The sequence below is a fragment of the Halosimplex rarum genome (genome assembly GCF_047715405.1).
In the GTDB taxonomy this organism is placed as follows: Archaea; Halobacteriota; Halobacteria; order Halobacteriales; family Haloarculaceae; genus Halosimplex; species Halosimplex rarum.
This window is the reverse complement of record NZ_CP180412.1, coordinates 2,440,262-2,461,884: the sequence shown is the minus strand read 5'-3', so window position 1 is coordinate 2,461,884 and position 21,623 is coordinate 2,440,262. Positions and strand designations below refer to the sequence as shown.

At 68.6% G+C, this 21,623-nt stretch carries 22 protein-coding genes, 1 tRNA gene and 1 pseudogene; 13 read left to right on the top strand and 11 right to left on the bottom strand.

The window, feature by feature from the left end:
• Positions 1 to 84: 84 nt before the first annotated feature.
• Positions 85 to 1,338: a hypothetical protein gene (locus tag ACMGFH_RS11840; RefSeq protein WP_415378649.1), complete on the bottom strand. Its 1,254-nt coding sequence runs from the start codon at positions 1,336 to 1,338 to the stop codon at positions 85 to 87.
• Between the two features lie 86 nt (positions 1,339 to 1,424).
• The gene (locus tag ACMGFH_RS11835) at positions 1,425 to 1,778 is read right to left on the bottom strand and encodes a dihydroneopterin aldolase family protein (RefSeq protein ID WP_415378648.1); all 354 of its coding nucleotides are present in this window, start codon (positions 1,776 to 1,778) and stop codon (positions 1,425 to 1,427) included.
• Between the two features lie 155 nt (positions 1,779 to 1,933).
• Between ACMGFH_RS11835 and azf the strand changes: the two genes are divergently transcribed.
• The gene (gene azf, locus ACMGFH_RS11830; protein ID WP_415378647.1) at positions 1,934 to 2,704 is read left to right on the top strand and encodes an NAD-dependent glucose-6-phosphate dehydrogenase Azf; all 771 of its coding nucleotides are present in this window, start codon (positions 1,934 to 1,936) and stop codon (positions 2,702 to 2,704) included.
• A 125-nt stretch (positions 2,705 to 2,829) separates the two neighbouring features.
• Positions 2,830 to 2,952: pseudogene (locus ACMGFH_RS11825) on the top strand (NAD(P)-dependent oxidoreductase); the annotation flags it as partial.
• Positions 2,953 to 3,084: 132 nt separating this feature from the next.
• On the opposite strand, the gene ACMGFH_RS11820 reads toward ACMGFH_RS11825, so the two are convergent.
• Positions 3,085 to 3,420 carry a hypothetical protein gene (locus tag ACMGFH_RS11820; RefSeq protein ID WP_415378646.1) on the bottom strand — a complete coding sequence of 112 codons (336 nt, stop codon included), beginning with the start codon at positions 3,418 to 3,420 and terminating at the stop codon, positions 3,085 to 3,087.
• A gap of 275 nt (positions 3,421 to 3,695) precedes the next feature.
• Here ACMGFH_RS11820 and ACMGFH_RS11815 point away from each other — a divergent pair, with 275 nt between their 5' ends.
• The 4 genes from ACMGFH_RS11815 to ACMGFH_RS11800 all read left to right on the top strand — a co-directional run bounded on the left by ACMGFH_RS11815 (position 3,696) and on the right by ACMGFH_RS11800 (position 9,777).
• A complete protein-coding gene (locus tag ACMGFH_RS11815; protein WP_415378645.1) occupies positions 3,696 to 6,740 on the top strand; it encodes a PAS domain S-box protein in 3,045 nt (1,014 codons plus the stop codon).
• Positions 6,733 to 7,185, top strand: a complete 453-nt coding sequence (locus ACMGFH_RS11810; protein WP_415378644.1) for a response regulator — start codon at positions 6,733 to 6,735, stop codon at positions 7,183 to 7,185. Before ACMGFH_RS11815 ends, ACMGFH_RS11810 begins: the two co-directional genes overlap by 8 nt.
• Entirely contained in the window at positions 7,185 to 8,975 is a 1,791-nt protein-coding gene (locus ACMGFH_RS11805; RefSeq protein ID WP_415378643.1) for a bacterio-opsin activator domain-containing protein, read from the top strand. The genes ACMGFH_RS11810 and ACMGFH_RS11805 overlap by 1 nt, the downstream gene beginning before the upstream one ends.
• A 154-nt stretch (positions 8,976 to 9,129) precedes the next feature.
• Entirely contained in the window at positions 9,130 to 9,777 is a 648-nt protein-coding gene (locus tag ACMGFH_RS11800; protein ID WP_415378642.1) for a hypothetical protein, read from the top strand.
• A 110-nt stretch (positions 9,778 to 9,887) separates the two neighbouring features.
• On the opposite strand, the gene ACMGFH_RS11795 is transcribed toward ACMGFH_RS11800, so the two are convergent.
• The 6 genes from ACMGFH_RS11795 to ACMGFH_RS11770 all read right to left on the bottom strand — a co-directional run bounded on the left by ACMGFH_RS11795 (position 9,888) and on the right by ACMGFH_RS11770 (position 13,450).
• On the bottom strand, positions 9,888 to 10,667 hold the full coding sequence (locus ACMGFH_RS11795) for an HVO_2922 family protein (RefSeq protein WP_415378641.1): 780 nt from the start codon (positions 10,665 to 10,667) through the stop codon (positions 9,888 to 9,890).
• 72 nt (positions 10,668 to 10,739) lie between these two features.
• A complete protein-coding gene (locus ACMGFH_RS11790) occupies positions 10,740 to 11,360 on the bottom strand; it encodes a DUF309 domain-containing protein (RefSeq protein ID WP_415378640.1) in 621 nt (206 codons plus the stop codon).
• A gap of 32 nt (positions 11,361 to 11,392) precedes the next feature.
• Positions 11,393 to 11,899: a DUF6653 family protein gene (locus ACMGFH_RS11785; RefSeq protein ID WP_415378639.1), complete on the bottom strand. Its 507-nt coding sequence runs from the start codon at positions 11,897 to 11,899 to the stop codon at positions 11,393 to 11,395.
• Between the two features lie 68 nt (positions 11,900 to 11,967).
• Entirely contained in the window at positions 11,968 to 12,438 is a 471-nt protein-coding gene (locus ACMGFH_RS11780) for a DUF6653 family protein (protein ID WP_415378638.1), read from the bottom strand.
• Positions 12,439 to 12,485: 47 nt separating this feature from the next.
• Positions 12,486 to 12,860 (bottom strand): VOC family protein, encoded by a 375-nt coding sequence (locus ACMGFH_RS11775; RefSeq protein WP_415378637.1) that lies wholly within the window; start codon positions 12,858 to 12,860, stop codon positions 12,486 to 12,488.
• A gap of 242 nt (positions 12,861 to 13,102) precedes the next feature.
• Complete coding sequence (locus ACMGFH_RS11770; protein WP_415378636.1) at positions 13,103 to 13,450, bottom strand: cupin domain-containing protein; 348 nt, start codon at positions 13,448 to 13,450, stop codon at positions 13,103 to 13,105.
• A gap of 191 nt (positions 13,451 to 13,641) precedes the next feature.
• On the opposite strand from ACMGFH_RS11770, the gene ACMGFH_RS11765 reads away from it, so the two are divergent.
• Entirely contained in the window at positions 13,642 to 14,355 is a 714-nt protein-coding gene (locus ACMGFH_RS11765) for a hypothetical protein (RefSeq protein ID WP_415378635.1), read from the top strand.
• Between the two features lie 522 nt (positions 14,356 to 14,877).
• Here ACMGFH_RS11765 and ACMGFH_RS11760 read toward each other — a convergent pair.
• A tRNA-Arg gene (locus ACMGFH_RS11760) sits at positions 14,878 to 14,950 on the bottom strand.
• Between the two features lie 113 nt (positions 14,951 to 15,063).
• Between ACMGFH_RS11760 and ACMGFH_RS11755 the strand changes: the two genes are divergently transcribed.
• From ACMGFH_RS11755 to ACMGFH_RS11735, 5 genes are all read left to right on the top strand, one after another.
• Complete coding sequence (locus tag ACMGFH_RS11755; protein WP_415378634.1) at positions 15,064 to 15,717, top strand: hypothetical protein; 654 nt, start codon at positions 15,064 to 15,066, stop codon at positions 15,715 to 15,717.
• A 479-nt stretch (positions 15,718 to 16,196) separates the two neighbouring features.
• Positions 16,197 to 17,675, top strand: a complete 1,479-nt coding sequence (locus ACMGFH_RS11750) for a single-stranded DNA binding protein (RefSeq protein ID WP_415378633.1) — start codon at positions 16,197 to 16,199, stop codon at positions 17,673 to 17,675.
• A 163-nt stretch (positions 17,676 to 17,838) separates the two neighbouring features.
• A complete protein-coding gene (locus tag ACMGFH_RS11745; protein WP_415378632.1) occupies positions 17,839 to 18,276 on the top strand; it encodes a histone family protein in 438 nt (145 codons plus the stop codon).
• A 7-nt stretch (positions 18,277 to 18,283) separates the two neighbouring features.
• Positions 18,284 to 19,300, top strand: a complete 1,017-nt coding sequence (locus ACMGFH_RS11740; RefSeq protein ID WP_415378631.1) for a histone deacetylase family protein — start codon at positions 18,284 to 18,286, stop codon at positions 19,298 to 19,300.
• A gap of 334 nt (positions 19,301 to 19,634) precedes the next feature.
• Entirely contained in the window at positions 19,635 to 19,814 is a 180-nt protein-coding gene (locus ACMGFH_RS11735; protein ID WP_415378630.1) for a MarR family transcriptional regulator, read from the top strand.
• A gap of 43 nt (positions 19,815 to 19,857) precedes the next feature.
• Here the strand turns inward: ACMGFH_RS11735 and cca are convergent, their stop codons facing one another.
• Positions 19,858 to 21,225, bottom strand: a complete 1,368-nt coding sequence (cca, locus tag ACMGFH_RS11730) for a CCA tRNA nucleotidyltransferase (RefSeq protein ID WP_415378629.1) — start codon at positions 21,223 to 21,225, stop codon at positions 19,858 to 19,860.
• A 127-nt stretch (positions 21,226 to 21,352) separates the two neighbouring features.
• Here cca and ACMGFH_RS11725 point away from each other — a divergent pair, with 127 nt between their 5' ends.
• Entirely contained in the window at positions 21,353 to 21,541 is a 189-nt protein-coding gene (locus ACMGFH_RS11725) for a hypothetical protein (RefSeq protein WP_415378628.1), read from the top strand.
• The last annotated feature ends 82 nt before the right edge of the window (positions 21,542 to 21,623 follow it).

The window sequence follows — 21,623 nt, the reverse complement described above, 5'->3', positions numbered from 1 at the left end:
GTTGCAGAGTGGCTGAACGAGCCGATGCTGTGGTGGGGGCCGATCAGTTACGATCCGGTAGTATCGATCTCGGCGGGCCCGTCGTCACGACCGGTCGCTCCGGTCGTTCCGGTCGTCGTCGGGGTCGACGTTCCACCCGTCGTCGTCCGCGCCGTCAGTTGGTTCGAACGGGTCACCGACGCTCGTTCCTCCGGTGTCAGTTTCGCCGCCACTCGTTCTACCGGCGCTCGTTCCGCCGACACCGGGGTCCTCGGGACCGCCGCCGTGTCCGGCGTCGGCGCCGTCACCTTCGCCCGCGTCGTCGCCGGTTTCGCCGGTTCCCTCGCCGCCGTCGGCCCGCACGGCCGCACGGGCGTCGGGGATCACGTCGAGTTCGTCGTCGACGTCTCCGAGGACCAGCAGCGCGTAGTACCGCAGGAACGTCTGGAATGGCACCTGGACGAGCAGCGCGACGACGAACAGCAGGAGCAGGTAGGCGAGGACGAGAACGATGGCGACCAGTCCGCCGGCGCCGCTGAACCCGAGGACGAGCAGCAGGGGAACGCCGACGACGAGGAACGGGACCGCGAGCGCGATCGCCCCCAGCACGAGCAGGAAGCCCACTGCCATCCCGACGGCGATGCTCAGCAGGAAACTCACGAACAGGTACGCGACGAATTCGACCAAGTTGCCGACGAGCGTGGACCAGAACCGGCGCCATCCGCCGATCACCCCGCGGTCCTCCCGGAGCATCACCGGGACCACGAACATCGTCGTGAAGCCGAGCAGCGTCCCGACGACGAGCGCGATCAGCAGGAAGACCGGGATCGCGAGCAGGATCACCGCCAGTATGGCCCCGTCGCTCCAGGCCGTCGGGGGCCACCCGCTCATCGCGGTCCCGACGCCGAGCAGGGCCGCCACCGCGCCGCCGCCGCTCACCGTCCAGACGAGAAACCGGAACACGAACAGGCGGAGCCCCTTGCGCCAGTACCGCTTGAAGTACCGCCGCAACCGCACCTCCTCGTCGCGGAGCGAGGCGACGAAGACGAACTCCATCGTCGCGGCCGCCACGGAGTAGAGGAGGAACGCGAGGAGGCCGACGAGGATGATCCCCGCTATCAGGACGAGCAGTTCGGTGGTCACCTGGGGCGTGATGTCGGGTCCGGGCTCGCCCGGCATCGGCTGGCCGGGATCTGACCCACCACCGAATCCGGGAAATCCGGGGAACGAGAAGCCGGCGCCGCCGACGAAGAACATCACGACGGCGAGGCGGAACCACCGCACGCGGTCGAACGGGGTGAGGAACCGCTTCGTCGCATCGATGGCGTCGTCGAGGTCGCTCAGGGCGGCGAGGGACATAGCGGCCACGTACTCCGTCCGCACACATATCTCTCGTGGTCTGTTCAGCTACCGGACCTGTCCGAACCGCGGGAGTTCCCCGGCAGTCAGTCGTCCGAGCGCACGTCCTCGACGCGCATGAGCGGGTAGCCGTCCTGCATGTCCATGCGCGTGCGGACCTCCTCGCCCTCGTACTCGATAACCATCTCGACGTCGAGGAAGCGGCCGGTCAGTTCGGTGTAATCGGCCGCCGACTCGGCGAGTTCGGCGTCGAGTTCGTCGGTGAGCACGTCGACCGAGACCGACTCGCAGTGGGGCTGGTTCTCGATTGCTTCCTCCATGGCGCGGGCGAGGCTGTCGGCGCTCTCGGGGCTAACCGGGGTGCCCGCGAACTGGTGGTAGAGCGACCCGAACTTGATGCCCGCCTCGAAGCAGGCCGTCTCGGCGTCGGTGGGGTCCATACCGGCCGCTGGGGCGCGTCGCTGTAATCAGTGTCGCCTCCCGGCGCGCCGGTGGGTCGGGTACGAAGGCAGATTCCCCGGTGACTGTCGACGGTGTGACATCCACCGCGCGGGATCGTACGTTACTTACTGGCCGGTCGCAAGGGTTCACCTGAATGGACGAGCCGGTCTTACTCACTGGTGCGGGCGGGCGCGTCGGGCGGGCCGTGCTACAGGGGCTCGAAGACGAGTACGAGTGGAAGCTTCTCCTCCACAGTCCCCCGGACGAGGAGCCCGACCACGAGTTCCTCATCGGCGACGTGACCGACGAAGCGACCGTCGCGGAGGCGATGGACGGCGTGGGCGCGGTCATCCACCTCGCGGGCGATCCGCGGCCGAGCGCGCCGTGGCCTTCGGTCCTCTCGAACAACATCGACGGCACCCAGAAGATGTACGAGGCGGCCGTCGACGAGGGGATCGAGAAGTTCGTCTTCGCCTCCTCGAACCACGCCGTCGGCGCCTACGAGACCGACGAGCGGACGCCCGACATGTACCGCCGCGACGACGACTTCCGCCTCGACGGGACCGAGTTCCCCCGGCCGGGCAACCACTACGGCGTCTCGAAGGCCACCGGCGAGATCCTCGGGCGGTACTACCACGACGAGCACGGCATCACCGTCTGCAACATCCGCATCGGCAACCTCACCAAGGGCCACCCGCCGATCGACTACGAGCGCGGACAGGCCATGTGGCTCTCCTACCCCGACTGCGCCCGCATCCACCGCTGCGCCCTGGAGGCCGACTACGGCTTCGAGATCGTCTACGGCATCTCCGACAACGATCGCAAGTACTACTCGCTGGAGCGCGCCCGTGAGGTCCTGGGCTACGATCCGCAGGACAACTCCGCCGAATGGGACGCCGACGAGAAGGTCGCAGACGCGGAGTAGTTTCGAACGTTCTTGGGGCGGTCGCTTCGAGGTCGTCTACGGCATCCTCGCGAGCGTAGCGAGCGAGGGCTCGACAGACGAGCGCTGCGCGGCCGACCAGCGGGAGGCCGCGCAGCGAGTCTGTCGGTGTCTCCGACAACGACCGCAAGTACTACTCGCTGGAGCGCGCCAGGGAAGTCCTGATGTACGACCCGCAGGACAACTCCGCCGAATGGGACGCCGACGAGAAAGTCGCCGAAGGCAGCTAGTTCTCTGCCGACGGACTCCGCCTCTCGCGCCGCACTCGCAGTCGGGTTGGCGCAGTCGACCGGGGAGTCGCGCCCCGGTGGTTCGCCCGGAGCGCGACCGGTGTCTCGTTGGGCCCTCGTGACCACGAACGTCTACGCCGCGAAGATAGCTAGCACCTCGTGCAACCGCTGTGGCGCCGACTCGTGACCGTGGTAGCGCACCTCCGCGCTGCGGTGGTCGAATTCGAGCCACCCGTCCGACTCCAGTTTCGGGAGGTGCTTGTGAACGAGCGCCGTCGAGAGGCCGTCGGGGTCGCTGTCCGGCGCCCGCGCGCCGGCGTGGGCCGCTATCTCGTCGACGGTCGCGGTGTCCCCGTCGATAGCGTTCTCGAAGTAGTCGATTATCACCCTCCGGAGGTGATGACCCAGCGCGTCCAGTACCTCGGTAGCCGCCTTCGCCGTCTCCGAATCACATTCAGCGGGAGGCATAGCCGGAGTTCTCCCGGCACGGAAAAGAATAGCCGCCGATTAACGCACGAAATCTGCACCGAAGCGGTCGAAGACGGTCACTACCGGGAAACGCGACGATCGGTCGGAAAGCGGGGGAGCGGGTGGCGGGGCGGCGGCCGAGAGGTGGGGGTCGGACCGGGCTCGGCCGTCGGTCGAAATCGGCGACAGACCACGTCTAACTGTAGTTACCGGGAACCTGCCGGATAGTGACAGCGGCGGAATTCTTACGGGGCCCGCACGTCTGTATCCGCTACATGAGTCCCTCTTCTCGGAGTGACGCCGAACTCCAGCGCCGAGTCCGCCAGCAGGAGGCCGTGGCGGACCTGGGTCAGCGGGCGCTGGAGGCGGACGAACTCGACGGGGTGATGCGGGACGCGGTGACGGAGGTCACGGAGACGCTCGACACCGAGTACTGCGAGGTGTTCGAACTCGGCCCGGACGGCGAGCGGTTCGAACTCAGGGAGGCCGTCGGGTGGTCTGATGCGACCCTCCGTTCGACGACGGTCCCGGCGGAATCGGACTCGCAGGTGGGGTACACGTTCCGGTCGGGGGAACCCGTCGTCGCCGACGATCTGGCGGCCGACGAGCGCTTCGACGGCGAGGGCCGCCTCGTCGAGAGCGGCGTCGTCGGCGGGATCACGGTGCTGGTCGGGCCGGCGGCGGACCCGTGGGGCGTGCTCGGGACGCACGCGACCGAGCGGCGCGGGTTCACCGACGACGACGCCACGTTCGTCAAGAACGTCGCGAACGTCGTCGCGTCGGCGGTCGAGCGCGCGGAGACGCGGAACCGACTCGACGAGGTGTACGGTCGCATCTCGGACGGGTTCTTCGCGCTGGACGAGGAGTGGCAGTTCACCTACGTCAACGAGCACGCGGACGATCTCATCAACCCGGATGGGCGGGATCTGGTCGGCGAGAACGTCTGGGACGCGTTTCCCGAGGCGGTCAGTCGGGCGTTCAAACCGAAGTACGAGCGGGCGATGTACGAGCAGGAGACGGTCACGTTCGAGGAGTACTACCCGGACCCGCTCGACGCGTGGTTCGAGATCCGGGCGTACCCCTCGGAGAGCGGGCTGTCGGTGTACTTCCGGGAGGTCACCGAACGCAGGGAGCGCGAGCGAGAGCTGCGGCGCTACGAGGCCATCTTCGAGGCCGCCAACGACGGGCTCTACGTGGTCGACGGGGCGGGGCGGTTCACGATGGTCAACGAGGCGTACGCGGAGATGCTGGGCTACGACCGCGAGGACCTGATCGGCGAACACGTCTCGTTGGTCGTCGACGAGGCGGTCCGTGAACGGGCCAGAGACGAGGAGGCGGCGTTACGGGCCGGGACCGGGGAGGCCGCCGCGATCGAGGCGGAGATGAAGGCGGCTGACGGCGGTCGGATCCCCGCCGAGGCGACGTTCGCGATGCTGCCGACGGGGGAGGACGGCCAGCGTCGCGTCGGGGTCGTCCGCGACGTCTCCGACCGGAAAGAGCGCGAGCGCGAACTCCGCCGGTACGAGCGCCTCGTCGAGAACCTCCCCGTCGGCGTGTATCGCAACACGCCCGGACCGGACGGCGAGTTCGTCGAGATGAACGAGGCGCTGGCCCGGATATTCGACGCCGACTCGCCGGCCGAGCTGATGGAGGTGTCGGTCAGCGACCTGTATCCGGATCCCGAGGCCCGCGAGGCGTTCAGCGAGCGGCTGGAGCGCGAGGGCGTCGTCAGGAACGAGGAGCTGAAACAGGAGACGCTCGACGGCAGGACCATCTGGGTCTCGGTGACCGGGATCCGGACCGAGGAGGACGGCGACGTCTACTTCGACGGCATCGTGCAGGACGTCAGCGACCGCAAGGACCGCGAGCGCGAGCTGCGGGAGACCGAGCGGCGCTTCGAGGCGGTGTTCGAGGACCCGAACATCCTGGTAGGGCTGCTCGAACCGGACGGGACGGTGCTGGACATCAACGAGACGGCGATGGAGTACATCGACGCGGACCTCGCCGACGTGCAGGGCCAACCGTTCTGGGAGACGCCGTGGTGGGGGGAGGGCGACGACGTCGGGGACGAGGTGCGCGAGTGGACCGAGCGCGCCGCGGCCGGCGAGTACGTCGACTTCCAGGCCGACCTCACCCGCCCCGACGGCGAGCGGTACACGCTCGAAGGCTTCTTCAGGCCCGTCACGGACGACGACGGCGAGGTCGTGTCGATCATCGTCTCCGACCGCGACGTCTCCGAACGCCGCGAGTACGAGCGGCGCCTCGCGGAGTCCGAACAGCGCTATCGGGCGCTCGCCGAGTACTTCCCCAACGGCATCGTGACGCTGTTCGACCACGACCTGCAGTACACCCTCGCGGCGGGGCAGAGCTTCGAGGACATCCCGGTCGATCCGGGGGACCTGGAGGGCGAGCAGTTCTCCGACGCCTGGCCCGACGACACCGCGGACGCGCTCGAACCGGTCTTCGAGGCGGCGCTCGACGGCCGGGAGCAGGCGGTGGAAGTCGAGTACGCGGGCCGGGACTGGATCGTCCACGGCGTCCCGATCACGGACGAGCGCGGCGACGTGTTCGCGGGCATGACGATGGCCCAGGACATCACCGAGCGCAAAGAGCGCGAGCGAGCGCTCGAGGAGTCCAACGAGCGCCTCGAACAGTTCGCCTACGCCGCCTCGCACGACCTGCAGGAACCGCTGCGGATGGTCTCCAGCTATCTCCAGCTGATCGAGCGGCGCTACGAGGACGAACTCGACGCCGACGGTCGGGAGTTCATCGAGTACGCCGTCGACGGCGCCGACCGCATGCGGAACATGATCGACGGGCTGCTCGCGTACTCTCGCGTCGAGACCCGGGGCGACCCGTTCGAGACGGTCGACCTGGGAGACGTCCTCGCGGACGTCCGCGAGGACCTTCGGATGAAGATCGACGAGACCGACGCGGAGATCACGGCGGAATCGCTGCCGCGCGTTCGGGGCGACCCGGGACAGCTACGGCAGGTGGTCCAGAACCTGCTGGACAACGCGATCGAGTACAGCGGCGACGAACCGCCGCGGGTCCACGTCGCCGCCGAGCGGGACGGCGACCGGTGGACGATCTCGGTCAGCGACGAGGGGATCGGGATCGACCCCGGCGACGCCGACCGGGCCTTCGAGGTGTTCCAGCGCCTCCACGACAGGGCCGACTACGACGGGACGGGGATCGGGCTCGCCCTGGCGGAGCGGGTCGTCGAGCGCCACGAGGGCGAGATCTGGGTGGAGTCGGAACCGGACGAAGGCGCAACCTTTTCGTTCACGCTCGCGGCACCGGAGGACGACAATGAGTGAGCGACCCGGCGCCTCGGCCGACATTCTGCTCGTCGAGGACAATCCCGGTGACGTCAGACTCACGCGGGAAGCCTTCGAGGAGGGGAACATCTCCAACACGCTCCACGTCGTGACCGACGGCGTCGAGGCCCTCGACTACCTCAATCAGCGCGGCGACTACGCCGACGCTCCGCGGCCGGACATCGTCTTGCTGGACCTCAACCTGCCGCGGAAGAGCGGTGAGGAGGTCCTCACGGAGATGCGGGACGACGACGACCTCTCGTGTCTCCCGGTCATCGTCCTGACGAGTTCGGAGGCCGAGGAGGACGTCGTGCAGTCGTACGAACTCCAGGCGAACGCGTACCTGACGAAGCCGGTCGACCCGAGCGAGTTCATCGAGACGGTCCGGCGCTTCCAGATGTTCTGGCTGGAAGTCGTCAGGCTCCCGCCGGACGAGGTGGAGTGATGTCCGGCGACGAACTCGAAGTCCTCCTCGTCGAGGACAACCCCGGCGACGCGCGCCTCATCGAGGAGATGCTCCGCGACGCGGGCGACCTCCGCCGACGCGTCGAGGGCGATGCGGCCACCGACGACGGCTCGCGGATCCACCACGAGACGAGCCTCACGGACGGCCTCGACCGCCTGTCCGAGACCGGCGCCGACGTGTTGCTGCTCGACCTCGGGCTCCCCGAGAGCACCGGGCTGGAGACGCTCGAACGGGTGCTGGACGCGACCGAATTCGTCCCCATCGTCGTCCTGACGGGGCTGCGTGACGAGGGCGTCGGCATCGAGGCGGTCGAGCGCGGCGCCCAGGACTACCTCGTGAAAGACGAGGTCACGAGCGACCTCCTGGTGCGATCGATCCACCACGCGATCGAGCGCAACCGCCAGGAGCGCGAGCGGGCCCGACGGGTCGAACAGCTGGAGGCGCTCAACAGGCTCAATCGGGTCAGCCAGGACATCACGCACGCCGTCATCACGACGGACACGCGCGAGGACCTCGAACGGACGGTCTGCGAGCGCCTCGTCGCCTCTGACGCCTACCGCTTCGCCTGGATCGGCGAGGTGAACCGGTCGACGGACGAAGTGACGCCGCGCGTGTCGGCCGGCGTCGAAGAGGGGTACCTCGACGAGGTCACGGTCGATCTGTCCGACGGCGCCGAGCCCGAGGGGCCGGGCGCGAAGGCGGTCCGGACCCGGTCGGTGCAGGTCGTCCAGAACGTCCGGGCGGATCCGGAGTTCGAACCGTGGCGCGAGCGAGCGAGTGCACGCGACTACGGGTCGGCGGCCGCGATCCCTATCGCCCACGAGGACCTCTTCTACGGGATCCTGGCGGTGTACGCCGAGTCACCGAACGCCTTCTCCGAACCGGAGGTCGAGGTCCTGGAACGGCTCGGGGACGTCATCGGCCACGCCATCACCGCCGTCGAGCGCAGGGACGCCCTCGCCAGCGACGCCGCCCTCGAACTCGAGTTCGCAGTGACGGGGTTCGCCGAGCCGCTGACCGGGCTCACGACGAGCGACGACGCCGTCGTCGACGTCGAGACGGTCGTCCGCAGCGACGACGGCGTCGTCGCCTACGGACGCGCGGACGGCGTCTCGCGCGAGGAGTTCGAGGGGGCGGTGGACCGAACGGACGCGATCGACGAGTTCCGGTTCCTCTCCTCGGACGGCGACGAGCTCGGGTTCGAACTTGTCACCGACGCCGCCACGTCGCTGGTCACGGCGGTCGCGACCCACGGCGGCCAGATCTCGTCGGGGACGGTCGCGGACGGGGAGCTGCGTTTCGTCGTCGGCTTCCCGCGCGGGCGCGACAAGCGCCAGCTCGTCGAACTCGTCGAGGATCACTGCCCGGGAGCCTCCCCCCGCGCCCAGCGGACGGTCGAGCGAGACGACGCCGACGTCGACACCGCGACCTCGGTCATCGACGACCGCCTGACCGACAAGCAGCGCTCGGCCGTCGAGACGGCCGTCTTCGCCGGCTTCTTCGACTGGCCCCGGACGAGCACCGGCGAGGACGTCGCGGACCGCCTCGGCGTCTCGCCGGCGACGTTCACCCAGCACCTGCGGGCGGCCGAACGAAAGCTCTTCGAGGCCCTGTTCCGCGACGAATCGGCCGACGAGGAGTCCGCTCCGTGGACCCCCCTCGACGCCGATTCGGAGGCCGACTCCCGACCGGAGGCGAACGCGGAGTCCGAGCCCGGCTCCGAGTCAGCGACGGACGCCGACTTCGAGACGGAGTCGGGCTCGGAGTGACCCCGGCGGCCGCGAACCGGGCGGAATCCGCCCCAGTTACGTACCAGAAATGCGCGTTCTCTGGCCACGTGCTTCGGAAATCACGGGATATCGGGCTGCTCCAAAACACTTAGGCGGACCGTACTTGCCCCGCGCAGGATAAGGGAGACTTACGATGAGCACCCTGGAGAATACTCGCACACGACGCCTCGGTACCGAGTCGCTGGACGCCATCGCGAACGACACCCAACGGCGGGTGCTGGTCGCGCTGGCCGACGCCTCGGGGCCGGTGAGCGAACGAGAACTCGCCGCGACGTTCGTCGCGGACGAGCGGGACGAAGACGCCGACTCGGTCGACGGCGAGACACTCCGGTCCGTCCACACGGAGCTCTACCACGCGCACCTGCCGGCGCTCGCGGAAGCGGGGCTCGTCTCCTGGAACCGGTCCCGAGAGACGGTCGCACCGGTCGACCACCCGCTTCTCGACGACGGGCGCTTCGAGAAACTCCTCCGCACCGACGGCGACGAGTGGGACGACGTGCGCGCCTGCGTGGGAGACGAGACCCGTCTGGCGGTCCTCGACGTCCTCGCTTCTCGTCCGGGCCCCGTGGCGCGTCGCGCTCTCGCGCGCGAACTGGCCGCTCGCGAGGTGTCCGGGTCGCCCTCGGAGAGCGCCGTCAGCGACGTCGAAGTGCAGCTCCACCACGCCCACCTCCCGAAACTCGACGAGGCGGGCCTGGTCGACTACGATCTCGACGCGGAGACCGTCGCCTCCGGGGAAACCGCCGTCTCGCCGGTCGGCGACCTGCTGGCCGGTGCGTAAGCCGCTCGCCCGGTGTAGCGTCGGCTTACCCGCGTCAGGCAGCTGTTCCCGGCTACCTCAGGCGCCGATCCGGTTCTGCCCAATTCTCCCACACTCGGCCCGCCGACCGGCTACTCGTCTTCGGTGACCGCCGCGTCGGGCGCGTTTCGCATCACGCTTCGCAGTCCCTTCTCCGCGTTGTGTTTCCGCGTGTAGCCCTCCCCGCTGGAGGCGATGACGTTCCCGTTCCGATGGACGAGTCGCCAGCGCCACTCGTTCGCGCGGTCCCGGAAGAGTTCGAACCGCGCCTGGCTCACGAGCGGCGCGACGGCCTCGATAGGAGGCTCCGCGACGACGTCGGGCGCCGACGCGCTCGCTGCCGCGGCTGCCTCGTCTTCCGATCCGCCGGCTGCTGCACCGCCTTCGCCCTCGGACTCGTCAGCGGGAACGGCCTCGCTCGCCGCTTCGACCGTCGCCGTCTCGACGGCCGGCCCGTCGTCGTCGCCTGCCGGCTCGTCGCCCTCCGGTTCGACTGCGTCTTCGGATTCGTCGGCCGGAAGGGCGTCGCTCATCGGCGGTTCGTCCTCGGACGCCCACTCCAGTTCGACCTCGATCTCCACCTCGTCGTCGCCCCGCTCGTATTCGACCTCGAAGTCGAACTCGTCGGGGACCGCCGCCGTGACGGCGTCCTCGCCGGCGCCGATGCTGACCGCGCCCGCGTCGACGCCGTCGGCGAGGCCGCGGAGGGCCGCGGCGGCCTCGGCCCGCGTCGCCGTGCGCTCCGACTCGAAGGCGTCCCCCGCCGATTCGCCGCCCGCCGACGCTTCGCCGCTGGCCGATTCTCGCTGTCTCGAGTCGTCGTCCGTCGACGCCTCGTCCGCGTCACGCGTCTCGTCGCCGTTGTCGCTCATGTCGATACGTTGGGCGCGGCGGCGGAAAACACTTGACCGTAATCCAGCGCGCTCGCGGGGGACTCTCCGGACTCAGCGCTCCTCGAACAGCCCGTCGACGTCCGACTCGCGGTGTTCGCGGCGGTCGGCGTGTTCGGAGAGTCGCTGGAAGACGATGCCGCGGTGGTCGGCATCGCGGACGAAATCGAGCAGGAAGGTGACGAACTCGCTCCCCTCGTCGCCCGCCTCTAGGTCCGCGCGGGCGTAGCGCGTCGCTCGCTCGATCACCTCCTCGTCGTACCCCAGGTCCTCGGCGAGGACGCCCGCGGCGACGAAGGCGCCGTCGACGTCGAGATCGGTCAGCCCGAGCGCGGCGCCCTCGTAGGTGAGCGCGGGCGCGGGCCCTCGCTCGATGCGTTCAGGGTCTCGTTCGAGAGCGGCGAGGTACTCGCGCACCGTCGCGACGTTCACGTCGTGGTAGTCGGGCGGGAGGTCGGCGAGGTAGTCGGCGGCGCTGTCGGCGAGGCCGGTCGCGCCGGACCAGTTGCGCTCGCGGGCGTGGTAGACGGCGGCGGTGAACTGGATGAGCCCGTGGAGGAGTCGTTCGTCGTCGCCCTCGGGCAGGTCGAGCCAGCGACCCTCCCACGCGTCGTGGGCGGCGTGGTAGCGGCCGGCGTTGTAGACGGCGACCCCCGCCCGGAGCTGTGCGTCCATGCCCGGGCGTTCGCTCGCCGGGCCGAAAACACCTATGGAGCGGTCCCGTCGTCCGTCTCCGCCGACGAAGGTGGCCCCTCGGCGGAAGGGCTCTCGGCTCCGGCCTCGGTCGCGGTTTCGGCCTCGTAGTGACGGACGAGCGCGTTGACGAACGCGAACTTCAGCGCCATCGAGAGCGCGGTCAGGACGGCGGTCGCTCTCGGTTTGCGGCGGTAGGCGGCGTAGAGCGCGCCCACGGTGACCGGCAGCGTCGCGACGTCGAGCGACCGGAGGAGCGCCCCGTGTTTCCCGTGGTCGACCCAGTAACGCTCGGCCTGGACCACGTCGCTCGTCCACGCCCGCGCGTCGTCGGGCTGCGGGAGGACGACCGGATTGATCGCGATGGCCGCCACCGCCGCGACGAGCAGTCGCTTGCGCCGCGTCAGGATGGCGTACACCAGCACCGGGAACGCGAACACGCGCGTCCACCCGCTCCAGGGGTTGGCGTGCCGTTCCCAGAGGAACTCTGCGAGCCGTTCCGATGGCACTGTGGTCGACACGTCCGTACCTTGGTAGTTTGTCCCAATAAGCGTGGGGTACGACCCGGCAGATGGCGACCGCGTCGCGGTCACACCTCGACTGGGTCGGATGAACCCGGGGGATCCGTCGGCCACTCGATCTCCCCCTCGTAGCGCCTGACCAGGGCGGCGACGAACGCGAACTTCAGCGTCATCGCCAGCGCGCCCGCAACCGTCGCGCCCCCGACGTCGCGGCGATACGCGGCGTGAAAGGCGTAGAGCGTCGTCAAGCCGTTCCCGACGTTGAGCAACTGGAGCACGCCGAGTCGGTCGCCGCTCTCGCGCCAGTACCGCTCGGCGAGGACGACCTTCGTCATCCAGGCGTCGGCGTCGTCCGGCTTCGGGAACAAGATCGGGTTGAACACTGCGAACGCCACCGTCGCGGCGAGCAATCGCCACCGGCGGTGGTATACGGCGTACAGCAGCGCCGGGAGCGTCACCGTCCGTGACCACCCGCTCCAGGGGTTGGCATGGCGCTCCCAGAACGCACGCCAGGCCCGCGCTCGCGTGGAGTCGTCCATACCGTGACTTCGACGGTCGGCGTGAAAAGTCGGTGGGGTGGGGTCCTCTACAGGTCTTCGACCAGTTCGATGCCCCAGCCTTCGGGACCCGTGACGAACGCCACGCGCGAGTCGTACTCTTCCATCGTGATCGGACCGTCCTCGATCCGGTCGTCGTCCAGTTGATCGAGTGTCGCGTCCACGTCTTCGACGGTGAGCGCGACGTGCTCGAAGTCGCCCGTCTCGACCGGCCCGTCTGCCTCGACGAACTGGAGCGCGGCGGGGTCGTCGGTGTCCTCGTCGGCGGGGTCGCCGACGAAGACGTTGCGGGTGCCGTCGTCGGTCTCGAACTCCCGGAGCACCTCGTAGCCGAACAGGTCCTCGTAGAACTCGACGCTCGCTTCGACGTCCTCGACCCGGATCGCCGTGTGTCGGAGTGTCATCGGGTACTCGGTCGGAGAGTTCCGGCTTAAACGTACTGTGATTGTCCGGTGAAACTCGTTGCGACTCGCTCCGTTACTGCTATTGGCTGCGTGAATGGCGCGATAGCCGATCGATCCACCGCGGCGAACAGTGTGAAAGCCCCGACGCGTTCGATGGCAGCGACCCGCGGGAGCCGAGCCAGCGGGGGCTTTCACGCTGTTCTGTGCGGTACTCTATACAGCGACCGTGGTGTCTCAGCCCGTTACTCCTCGCGGTCCGTCCAGAAGTCGAACGAGCGGCCGGGGACGAAGATGTCGAGACCCACCGCCGTCTCGTCGCCCTCGTTCTCGACGCGGTGGGACTCCCAGGGGTCGAGCCACACCGAGTCATAGCGCGTCAACCGCTCCATATCGCTCTCTGTGTGGATAGTAAGCTCGCCGTCGAGGACGAGACACACTTGCCCGTTCTCGTGGTCGTGCATCGGCGAGCTGTGGTCGGGCGGTTTCTCGAACCACTCCAGGCTCACGTCGTCGTCGCCCGCGAGCGCGACGCGGCGCCACCCCTCGTCGGGTTCGTACGTCTCGGCGTCGTCGAAGCTGACTTGTTCCATACCGACCGATCCGGGCCGCGATACAAATCTCTGTGGACGGCGACGACGTCGCCCGCCCGAAACAGGTTTGCCCACCCGAATCAGGTGACTCGGCGGACGTAGCTGGCTCGAACTACTTAAACGATTCGCCGCCTTACCGACCGTGAAGCGGAGCCGCGGGCTATACTCTGCTCGTCTTCGTATCGGTAGATATGACAGACGTAGATACCGCCCACGACGCCGAACGGGTCTCGACCGACGGATCGACAGCGGGACGCGACCCCGTGCCGGCGGTCGTCGACTGGTTGCTCGCTCTTGTCGCCGGGGCGGTCGGCCTCGTCCTGACGGCCGTCGGGATCGGGCTGTACACACGCGTCGATCGGGCGCTGATCACCGAATTCGTTACCGCCGAGGGGGTGGAGGTGAACGGGCTTACGCGCGCGGAAGCCATCACCGCTGGGGTGCCGTTCGTCGACTGGTTCGCCGTCGGCATCGCCCTGACCGGCCTCGTATTCGTCGTCGGTGCGGCGGCGTTCGTCGTCGCGCGCCGGCGCACGCGGGACTGCGTCGCCCGTGCGGGCGGGACGACCGCCACGTTCTGGGCCTGCGGCGTCTACGGCGCGGCGATAACGGCCCTCGTCTCGTTCGTCCCCGGGTCGGCCGTCGTCGGCGGCGGCGCAGCGGCGTACCTCCACGGTGACTCCGAGACGCGCGTCGGCGCCGCGGCGGGACTGGTCGGGTGGGCGCTGACGCTCCCGCTACTGGTCTTCCTCGCCGTCGGACTCGTCGCCGGCGCCGGGGCGATCGGTGAGACCGCGGGTGGGGCCGTCCTCGCCGCTATCGTCGTCGCCGGCGAACTCCTCGGTCTGGCGGTCAACGCCGCGCTCGGCGCCCTGGGCGGCTTCCTGGTCACCAAGATCGCCTGACGGCGCGCGGTTCTCGGTCGATTCGGAGAAGCGACGCTGATCACCTCTACACGGCGAGCAAACCTATGCAGTGCTCGCGGGAAACCGTCGGAAGGAACGTCCGGACGGAGTCCAGCGCGAGTGAAACGAGCGCTGGGCTCGGCAGGCGCGAACGTAGTGAGCGTCTGCCGGAGATTCGAACTCGCGAAGACGTTCCGGGTCGCTCACTCCGTTCGCTTCCCGGGCTGCGACTTCCCTGCTCGAATCTCCTCGCGGAGTTACGTCGACGCAGTCGCCTCGCTGTCGCTCGGCGAGTTGCGTCGACAGAAACGTCCGGACGGAGTCCAGCACGAGCGAAGCGAGTGCTGGGCACGTCGGACGTGAACGAAGTGAACGTCCGGACGGAGATTCGAACTGCCGATAGACGGTCGCTCCCGTTGGTCGCGCTGCGTCTATCGTGCCCGAATCTCCGCGACCGTGATCTCCCTCAGCGATGGCGAGCACACGCTACGCGGTGCTCACTGGTTTGCTTCGGGAGAGAAACGTCCGGACGGAGATTCGAACTCCGGTCCCTGGCTCCGCAAGCCAAGAGGATAGTCCACTACCCTATCCGGACTCACTTCTACGTACCGCGGTTGATTGTAAAGGGGTTACGATCCGTCCGGCGAGTGTCAAAGGGTCGCTTGATAGTCGAGAAGACCCTTTATCCGACACCCCTATCGTCCAACCGTGAAGCGACGCACCCTCCTCCGCGGCCTCTCCGCCGCGGGCGCACTGGCAGCGACGGGCTGTCTGTCCGACGGATCGGGCGGCCAGCCGACGGCGACCGACGAGCCCACGGACACTGACGCTCCCACACCCACCGACGATTCGGGCGAGAACACCGACACGGACTCCCCCGTGGACACCCAGAGCGACGGCCCCGGAGACACGGTCACCGAGCCCGACCCCGACGGCAGCGACACGCCGAGCGACGCGCCGACAGATACGGTGAGCGGTACGCCCGACAGCGAACCGTCCGCGACGCCCAGCGGCGTCGCCGACGAGTCGTTCTCGGTGACCGACAGCGGCTGCGGCACGGAGACCGACGAGGCGTCCGTCTCGTTCGACGAGAGCGGCGGGACCGTCACGGTCACCGGGACCATCTGGGGCAACGACGCCTGCTACACGGCGGTCCTGTCGGACGCCCGCCTCGACGGCGGGACGCTCACCGTCGTCGTCGGCGCCGAGTCCGATGCAGGTACCGACACCGCGTGCGCAGAGTGCATCACCGAGATCGACTACGAGGCGACGGTCGCGCTCGACGCCGCGCTCCCCGAGACGGTGACGGTCGTCCACGAACACGGCGGCGAGGACACGCGGGTTACGTCGACCGACCGGTAACCGGATTCGGTAGCGACGGTGTTCGGTTCGCGTGCGAACTGAGTGGTTGGTTCTGGTGGCTGAGTGATGGATGGAAATGAATCGGGAGCGACCGCGGGCGACACAAGCGGTGAAAGCCCTCGGCGGGCTCGCTCACGGCTCACTTCGTTCGCCGTTCGCATGTCGAGGCGCTCCCTGCGGTCGCGCCTCGCACGGCTATGGCTCGCGGCCTCGCTATCGCTCGGCACGCTCGTCAGCGCGCGCCACTGCAGTTGGTCACTGGATCACCTGTTCTGAACACGACCCCGCGTCTGACCCGTGATTTTATACCCGAAGGGGCGACCACACCGACCCATGCACGGAGCGAACGCGGCGAGCGCGCGGGCGATCCGATCGGCCGAGGGCGCGGCCGCAACGGCGGCGAAATCGCCGTACGCGGGCGGGGTACCGGGCCAACGACAACGCTTAAGCGGCGACATACCGTGCCAACGGCTAGACTAATGGGAGAGATCGAGGAGATCTACGCGGATCTGGAGACCGACGTCTCCGAGGAGGAGTTCCGCGAGGCCGTCGAGGAGAAGGTCGAGCAGATGGGCGGACTCGCCGACGAGGAGACGGCGGCGATGCTCCTCGCCCACGAGCTCAACGAAGGGGAAGTCGACACCGTCGCGGACATCGAACCCGGCATGGAGGAGGTGAAGTTCCTCGCCAAAGTCGTCTCTATCGGCGATCTGCGGACCTTCGAGCGCGACGGCGAAGACGAGGACGGCCGCGTCGTCAACGTCGAAGCGGCCGACGAGACCGCCAGCGTCCGCCTCGCGTTCTGGGACCAGCAGGCCGAGGCCATCACCGACGGCATGCTGGAGGAAGGACAGGTCCTCCGCATCGCCGGCCGACCGAAAGACGGGTACAACGGCCTCGAAGTCTCCGTCGACAAGGCCGAACCGGACGACGACGCCGAGATCGACGTGCAACTCGGCGCGGGGTCGTCCGTCGACGGGCTGACGATGGGCCAGTCCGACGTGAACGTCACGGGCATCGTGCTGGAGACCGAGTCGATCCGGACGTTCGACCGCGACGACGGCTCGGAGGGGAAGGTCGCGAACTTCCTGCTCGGCGACGAGACGGGGCGCGTGCGCGTGACGCTATGGGACGACCGCGCTGACCGCGTCGAGGAGATACAGCCGGGGACCGCCGTCGAGATCGTCGACGGGTACGTCCGCGAGCGCGAGGGCGACCTCGAACTCCACGTCGGCGACCACGGCGCGGTCGACGAGATCGAGGAGACCGTCGAGTTCGTGCCCGAGGCCGACGCGATCGACGCCGTCGAGATGGACCAGATGGTCGACCTGGCGGGCGTCGTGCGCTCGGCGGATCCCAAGCGCACGTTCGACCGCGACGACGGCTCGGAGGGACAGGTTCGGAACATCCGCGTCCAGGACGACACGGGCGACATCCGCGTCGCGCTGTGGGGCGAGAAGGCCGACAAGGAGATCGCGCCCGGCGACGAGGTCTTCGTCGCCGACGCCGAGATACAGGACGGCTGGCAGGACGACCTGGAAGCGTCGGCGGGCTGGCAGTCGACGGTGGTCGTCCTCGACGAGAACACCGGTGCCGGCGCGGCCGCGCCCTCGCCCGGCGGCGGCGACGGCGGTTCCGGGGGATCGAGCGGGTCGGAGTCGGCCGGCCTCGGCGCGTTCACCGGTGATGGCGACGGTGCGGGCGCTGCGAGCGACTCCGATGGCGGTTCGTCCGAATCCGGTTCAAGCGGCGCCAGCGCGGACGGCGGGGCCGCGGCCACAGCGGCTGAAGAGGTCGAGTTCACGGGGACAGTCGTCCAGACGGGCGACCCCGTAATCTTGGACGACGGCCAGGAGACGATGCAGGTCGAGACGGACGCGGCGCTCACCCTCGGACAGGAAGTGACCGCGCGCGGGTCGGTGCGCGACGACCGCCTGGACGCGGACGACGTGTTCTGATCCGGCGGGGAGGGCGCGTTCTGACGGCGCTAGACCCCGAATTCGGACCTTTCGAAGTATCGACCAGCGCGGTGGCGGGGTGGCACGCCGGCGGTGTTTGCCCGACGGTTCGACACAGCGGGTTTCGGAAACGCTTAAGGCCGGAACAGACCGCTTGTGGTGTATGAGCGTCGAGCTACCGTTCGCGCCGGTGGATACGATCATCCGGCGGAACGCCGGGAGTTTGCGGGTCAGCGCCGAGGCCGCCGAGGAACTCGCCCGTCGCATCCAGCAGCGAGGGGCCGGGCTGGCGACCCAGGCCGCCGAGGTGGCGACCGCGGACGGGCGGAAGACGCTGATGGCGTCGGACTTCGGCGTCGAGGTCTCGCAGGACAAGGACGACCTCGAACTGCCGATCGCGCCCGTCGACCGCATCGCCCGCCTCGACATCGACGACTACCGCGTCTCCATGGACGCCCGCGTCGCGCTGGCGTCCGAACTGGAGGTCTTCGCCGACCGCGTGGCGGCGGCAGCGGCCGACCTGGCCCGCCACGCCGACCGGCGGACGGTCAAAGCGGAGGACGTCGAGGCCTACTTTCGATTAGCACAGTACTACGAGTAAGCCCGTCATGAACTTCGGTTACCGGGAGGCCTGTCTCGACCACGATACCGGCAAGCGCCACCCCGAGAGCCCCGACCGCCTGCGCGCCATCCGCCAGGGCCTCTCGGAGTCCCACGGCGTCAGGTACGTCTCCCCCGACGACGCGACCGAGGCACAGATCGCCGCCGTCCACGACGCCGACTACGTCCAGGACGTCAAGGACTTCTGCGCGGACGGCGGCGGCGACTGGGACGCCGACACCGTCGCCGTCGAGGCCACCTGGGACGCCGCGCTCGCGGCCGCCGGCATGGCCAACTGGGTCGCTGACGAGGCCCTTGACGGCGCAGACGGCCGGAACACCCCATTCGCGCTCGGCCGCCCGCCGGGCCACCACGCCGTCTACGACGACGCTATGGGGTTTTGCTTCTTCAACAACGTCGCCGTCGCGGCCCAGCACGCCCTCGACGACCGCGACGTCGACCGCGTCGCCATCGTCGACTGGGACGTCCACCACGGCAACGGCACGCAGGACATCTTCGACGACCGCGAGGACGTGTTCTTCGTCTCCATCCACGAGGACGGCATCTACCCCGGCACCGGCGACGTGACCGAGATCGGGACGGGCCCCGGCGAGGGAACGACGATGAACGTCCCGTTCCCGCCCGGCACGCGGACCGCCGGTTATCTCGCCGCGGTGGACGACCTGATCGTCCCCGCGTTCGAGGCGTTCGATCCCGACCTCCTCCTCGTCTCGGCGGGCTTCGACGCCCACGAGCACGACCCCATCTCGCGGATGCGCGTCTCGACCGAGGGCTACGGCTGCATGGCCCGCCGTCTGTCGACGTTCGCCGACCGGATCGACGCCGGCCTCGGGTTCGTCCTCGAAGGCGGCTACGGCCTCGACACGCTGACAGAGAGCATCCGGAACGTCCACGACGTCTTCGACGGATACGACCCCGCCGATCCCACCGAAGACGTTCAGGACGCCGCCCGAGAGGTCATCGAGGACGTGAAGACGCAGGGCTTCGACCTCGCCGGTGAGTGAACCCACGGACTACCGGCGTGTGAACTAAACCCACCCCAGTCAGCGTGGGTTTGCCGATCGCTGCGCTCGCCGGGGACCGGTTATTATCAGTTCAGATTTCTGGGACCGTCGCGGTGACCCTCTCAACGAGCGCGGTGGCTGGCCGCTCGTTCTGCGTGAACTATGTCTCCCAGTCGACGGGTAGCGGCCAACATATCAACGAACGGCGGAAACCATTACAAGTGTGTGCACGGAACGAGTCTCTTGGTGACTTCACCCCGTGTGTTGCTGTACGGAACAAACGTATCGTGACTGGGAATCGCAACTCGACGACCTGACACCGAGCGCGAAGTTCGTGTACACGGTCCTCGAGTACGAGGGACCGCTGACCCAGAAAACGCTCGCCGAGGAAACCCGGCTCTCACAGCGCAGCGTTCGCAGCGCGCTGTCGGACCTGACCGAGGCTGACCTCGTCGAGGAACGGATCTACCCGGCGGACGCCCGCCAGCGACTCTACGCGATCGACACCGAGTGACCCCTCGGTCCCGGTCGACCGTGTCGAGACTTTTATGCCGCGCTCAGGGACGCGGGTCCAGATAGCGCCCGAACTCGACGCCGAACGCAGCGGCCAGTTCGCTCACGTCCCCGCCCGCGAGCACCGCGTACCCCGACTCCATCGCCGACTCGACGTGCGCGCCCAGCGCCACGTCGAACACGGCGTCGCTCTCCAGGAATGCGACGGCCGTCTCGAACTCCCGCGGGCGCTCGACGACGTACCGCTCGCCGTCGAGGAACGGACCGTACGTGCCGTCTGCCTCCGGTTCGTCGTCGACGTACGCCTGGTAGAATCCCTCGGCGTGGTCGCGGACGTGAACCGGCGGCCCCTCGTGGCGCTCGACGGTCGGCCGCTCGGCGACTTCGAGTTCGGCCAGCAAGACGGCGGTATCGTCGGCCCACGCGGCCGCGCGGAGCACGTCGAATCCCCGCCGGTCGAGTTCGCTCGTGACGCCGCCGAGCGACCGGTCGAGCTGTGGGTAGAGCTGGTCGTCCACCACGTCCGGCGCGTCGAACCGGATCGCGACCGGGGTGGTCCCGCGCCGCTCGAAGGCCTCGCGGACGGCGTCGGCGTCGATCGAGTCGGGTTCTGCGGGGTAGAACAATTCCTCGCGCGGATCCGCGAGGAGGTCGCGCGCGTAGTGCTGGAGGCGCGCGACGGCCTCGGCCGAGCAGACCGCGGCGACGTTACGCTCGGGGTCCGTCGGGTCGATGACCACGAGCGGGTCCTCGAAGGATTCCCGGCCGTGGTCTTCCGGGTCGAATTCCACCGGCGGATGCCAGTTGGCTGCTGCCTCGACGAAGGCGTGGAAGTCTCCGTACTCGTGGACGAGCAGTTCGGTCAGATACCCCGAGAACCCGCGCGTGCGGAGGTCGCTGCCGTAGACACCAATGCCGGTGAGGAACTGCTTGGCGACGCGGACCTCGCTCGCGAGACCGGCGTCGATGCGCGCGGTGAGGTACTCGGTGTGGTAGGGCGTGCGGTCGACGGCGGACTGGATCTCCGTCGCGTCTTCGACCGCGTAGCAGGGCACGAGGTCCACGTCGAACCCGTCGCAGGTCCCCTTGACGTACGGGTGTTCGGCGTACTCCTCGTGACCTTCGGGCAGGACTGCGTGGCCGACCTCCAGTCCGTAGGCTTCCAGGTCTCCCCGGTCGATTCCGGGCGGAAAGGAGACGAACAGGTCGACGTCGCGGTCGCCCGAAAGCCAGGTGTCCCGCGCGGTCGACCCGACCTGGATCACCTCGGCGTCGACCGGCAGGTCGGCGATGGCCGCCCGTGCGCGCTCGCGTAACTCCTCGGCGACCCGGTCGAGTCGCTTGCGCTCGGCCGCGTCGGGCTCGACCCGCTCGCGGACCCGCTCGACGACCGCGTCGAACTCGTCGCTCATGTGCGTGGGTTCGGCGGGACCCGTGAAAATCTGTCTGATGCGCGGTGGCGTCTAAATCGCGCGTCGGAGCGGTGCCGGAAATAACATTTAGACAACAGTTATCACTGGCTGGTCGGTACTGTCGCCCATGGACGTCACTTCGAATCGACTCGCGGTGGTCGCGACCGCCGTCGCTTCGCTCGGGCTGTTCACCTACATGGTTCTCATCCCGGGGACGGTACTGGGTGGCGTCTTCGCCGCGCTCGTCCCGGTTCTGGCCTACGCGGCGTGGCGCTACCTGTCGCTCGATGACGGGCGAGGCGGTCATCTCAGCTGAGGATTCGGTCGATCCGAACGCCGGTGAAATCGGGACACGGCCGGCTCTCTGAGTGGGTATATGAGTTCACGTTCGATCGTGA

Excerpts from the sequence above, each read along its gene's own strand:
- ACMGFH_RS11750 (WP_415378633.1), top strand. The coding sequence starts at position 16,197 with ATGGGAGAGATCGAGGAGATCTACGCGGATCTGGAGACCGACGTCTCC.
- ACMGFH_RS11775 (WP_415378637.1), bottom strand. The coding sequence starts at position 12,860 with ATGACACTCCGACACACGGCGATCCGGGTCGAGGACGTCGAAGCGAGC.
- ACMGFH_RS11835 (WP_415378648.1), bottom strand. The coding sequence starts at position 1,778 with ATGGACCCCACCGACGCCGAGACGGCCTGCTTCGAGGCGGGCATCAAG.
- ACMGFH_RS11795 (WP_415378641.1), bottom strand. The coding sequence starts at position 10,667 with ATGAGCGACAACGGCGACGAGACGCGTGACGCGGACGAGGCGTCGACG.
- ACMGFH_RS11815 (WP_415378645.1), top strand. The coding sequence starts at position 3,696 with ATGAGTCCCTCTTCTCGGAGTGACGCCGAACTCCAGCGCCGAGTCCGC.
- cca (WP_415378629.1), bottom strand. The coding sequence starts at position 21,225 with ATGAGCGACGAGTTCGACGCGGTCGTCGAGCGGGTCCGCGAGCGGGTC.
- azf (WP_415378647.1), top strand. The coding sequence starts at position 1,934 with ATGGACGAGCCGGTCTTACTCACTGGTGCGGGCGGGCGCGTCGGGCGG.
- ACMGFH_RS11810 (WP_415378644.1), top strand. The coding sequence starts at position 6,733 with ATGAGTGAGCGACCCGGCGCCTCGGCCGACATTCTGCTCGTCGAGGAC.
- ACMGFH_RS11725 (WP_415378628.1), top strand. The coding sequence starts at position 21,353 with ATGGACGTCACTTCGAATCGACTCGCGGTGGTCGCGACCGCCGTCGCT.
- ACMGFH_RS11840 (WP_415378649.1), bottom strand. The coding sequence starts at position 1,338 with ATGTCCCTCGCCGCCCTGAGCGACCTCGACGACGCCATCGATGCGACG.
- ACMGFH_RS11765 (WP_415378635.1), top strand. The coding sequence starts at position 13,642 with ATGACAGACGTAGATACCGCCCACGACGCCGAACGGGTCTCGACCGAC.
- ACMGFH_RS11745 (WP_415378632.1), top strand. The coding sequence starts at position 17,839 with ATGAGCGTCGAGCTACCGTTCGCGCCGGTGGATACGATCATCCGGCGG.
- ACMGFH_RS11790 (WP_415378640.1), bottom strand. The coding sequence starts at position 11,360 with ATGGACGCACAGCTCCGGGCGGGGGTCGCCGTCTACAACGCCGGCCGC.
- ACMGFH_RS11770 (WP_415378636.1), bottom strand. The coding sequence starts at position 13,450 with ATGGAACAAGTCAGCTTCGACGACGCCGAGACGTACGAACCCGACGAG.
- ACMGFH_RS11820 (WP_415378646.1), bottom strand. The coding sequence starts at position 3,420 with ATGCCTCCCGCTGAATGTGATTCGGAGACGGCGAAGGCGGCTACCGAG.
- ACMGFH_RS11805 (WP_415378643.1), top strand. The coding sequence starts at position 7,185 with ATGTCCGGCGACGAACTCGAAGTCCTCCTCGTCGAGGACAACCCCGGC.
- ACMGFH_RS11780 (WP_415378638.1), bottom strand. The coding sequence starts at position 12,438 with ATGGACGACTCCACGCGAGCGCGGGCCTGGCGTGCGTTCTGGGAGCGC.
- ACMGFH_RS11740 (WP_415378631.1), top strand. The coding sequence starts at position 18,284 with ATGAACTTCGGTTACCGGGAGGCCTGTCTCGACCACGATACCGGCAAG.
- ACMGFH_RS11800 (WP_415378642.1), top strand. The coding sequence starts at position 9,130 with ATGAGCACCCTGGAGAATACTCGCACACGACGCCTCGGTACCGAGTCG.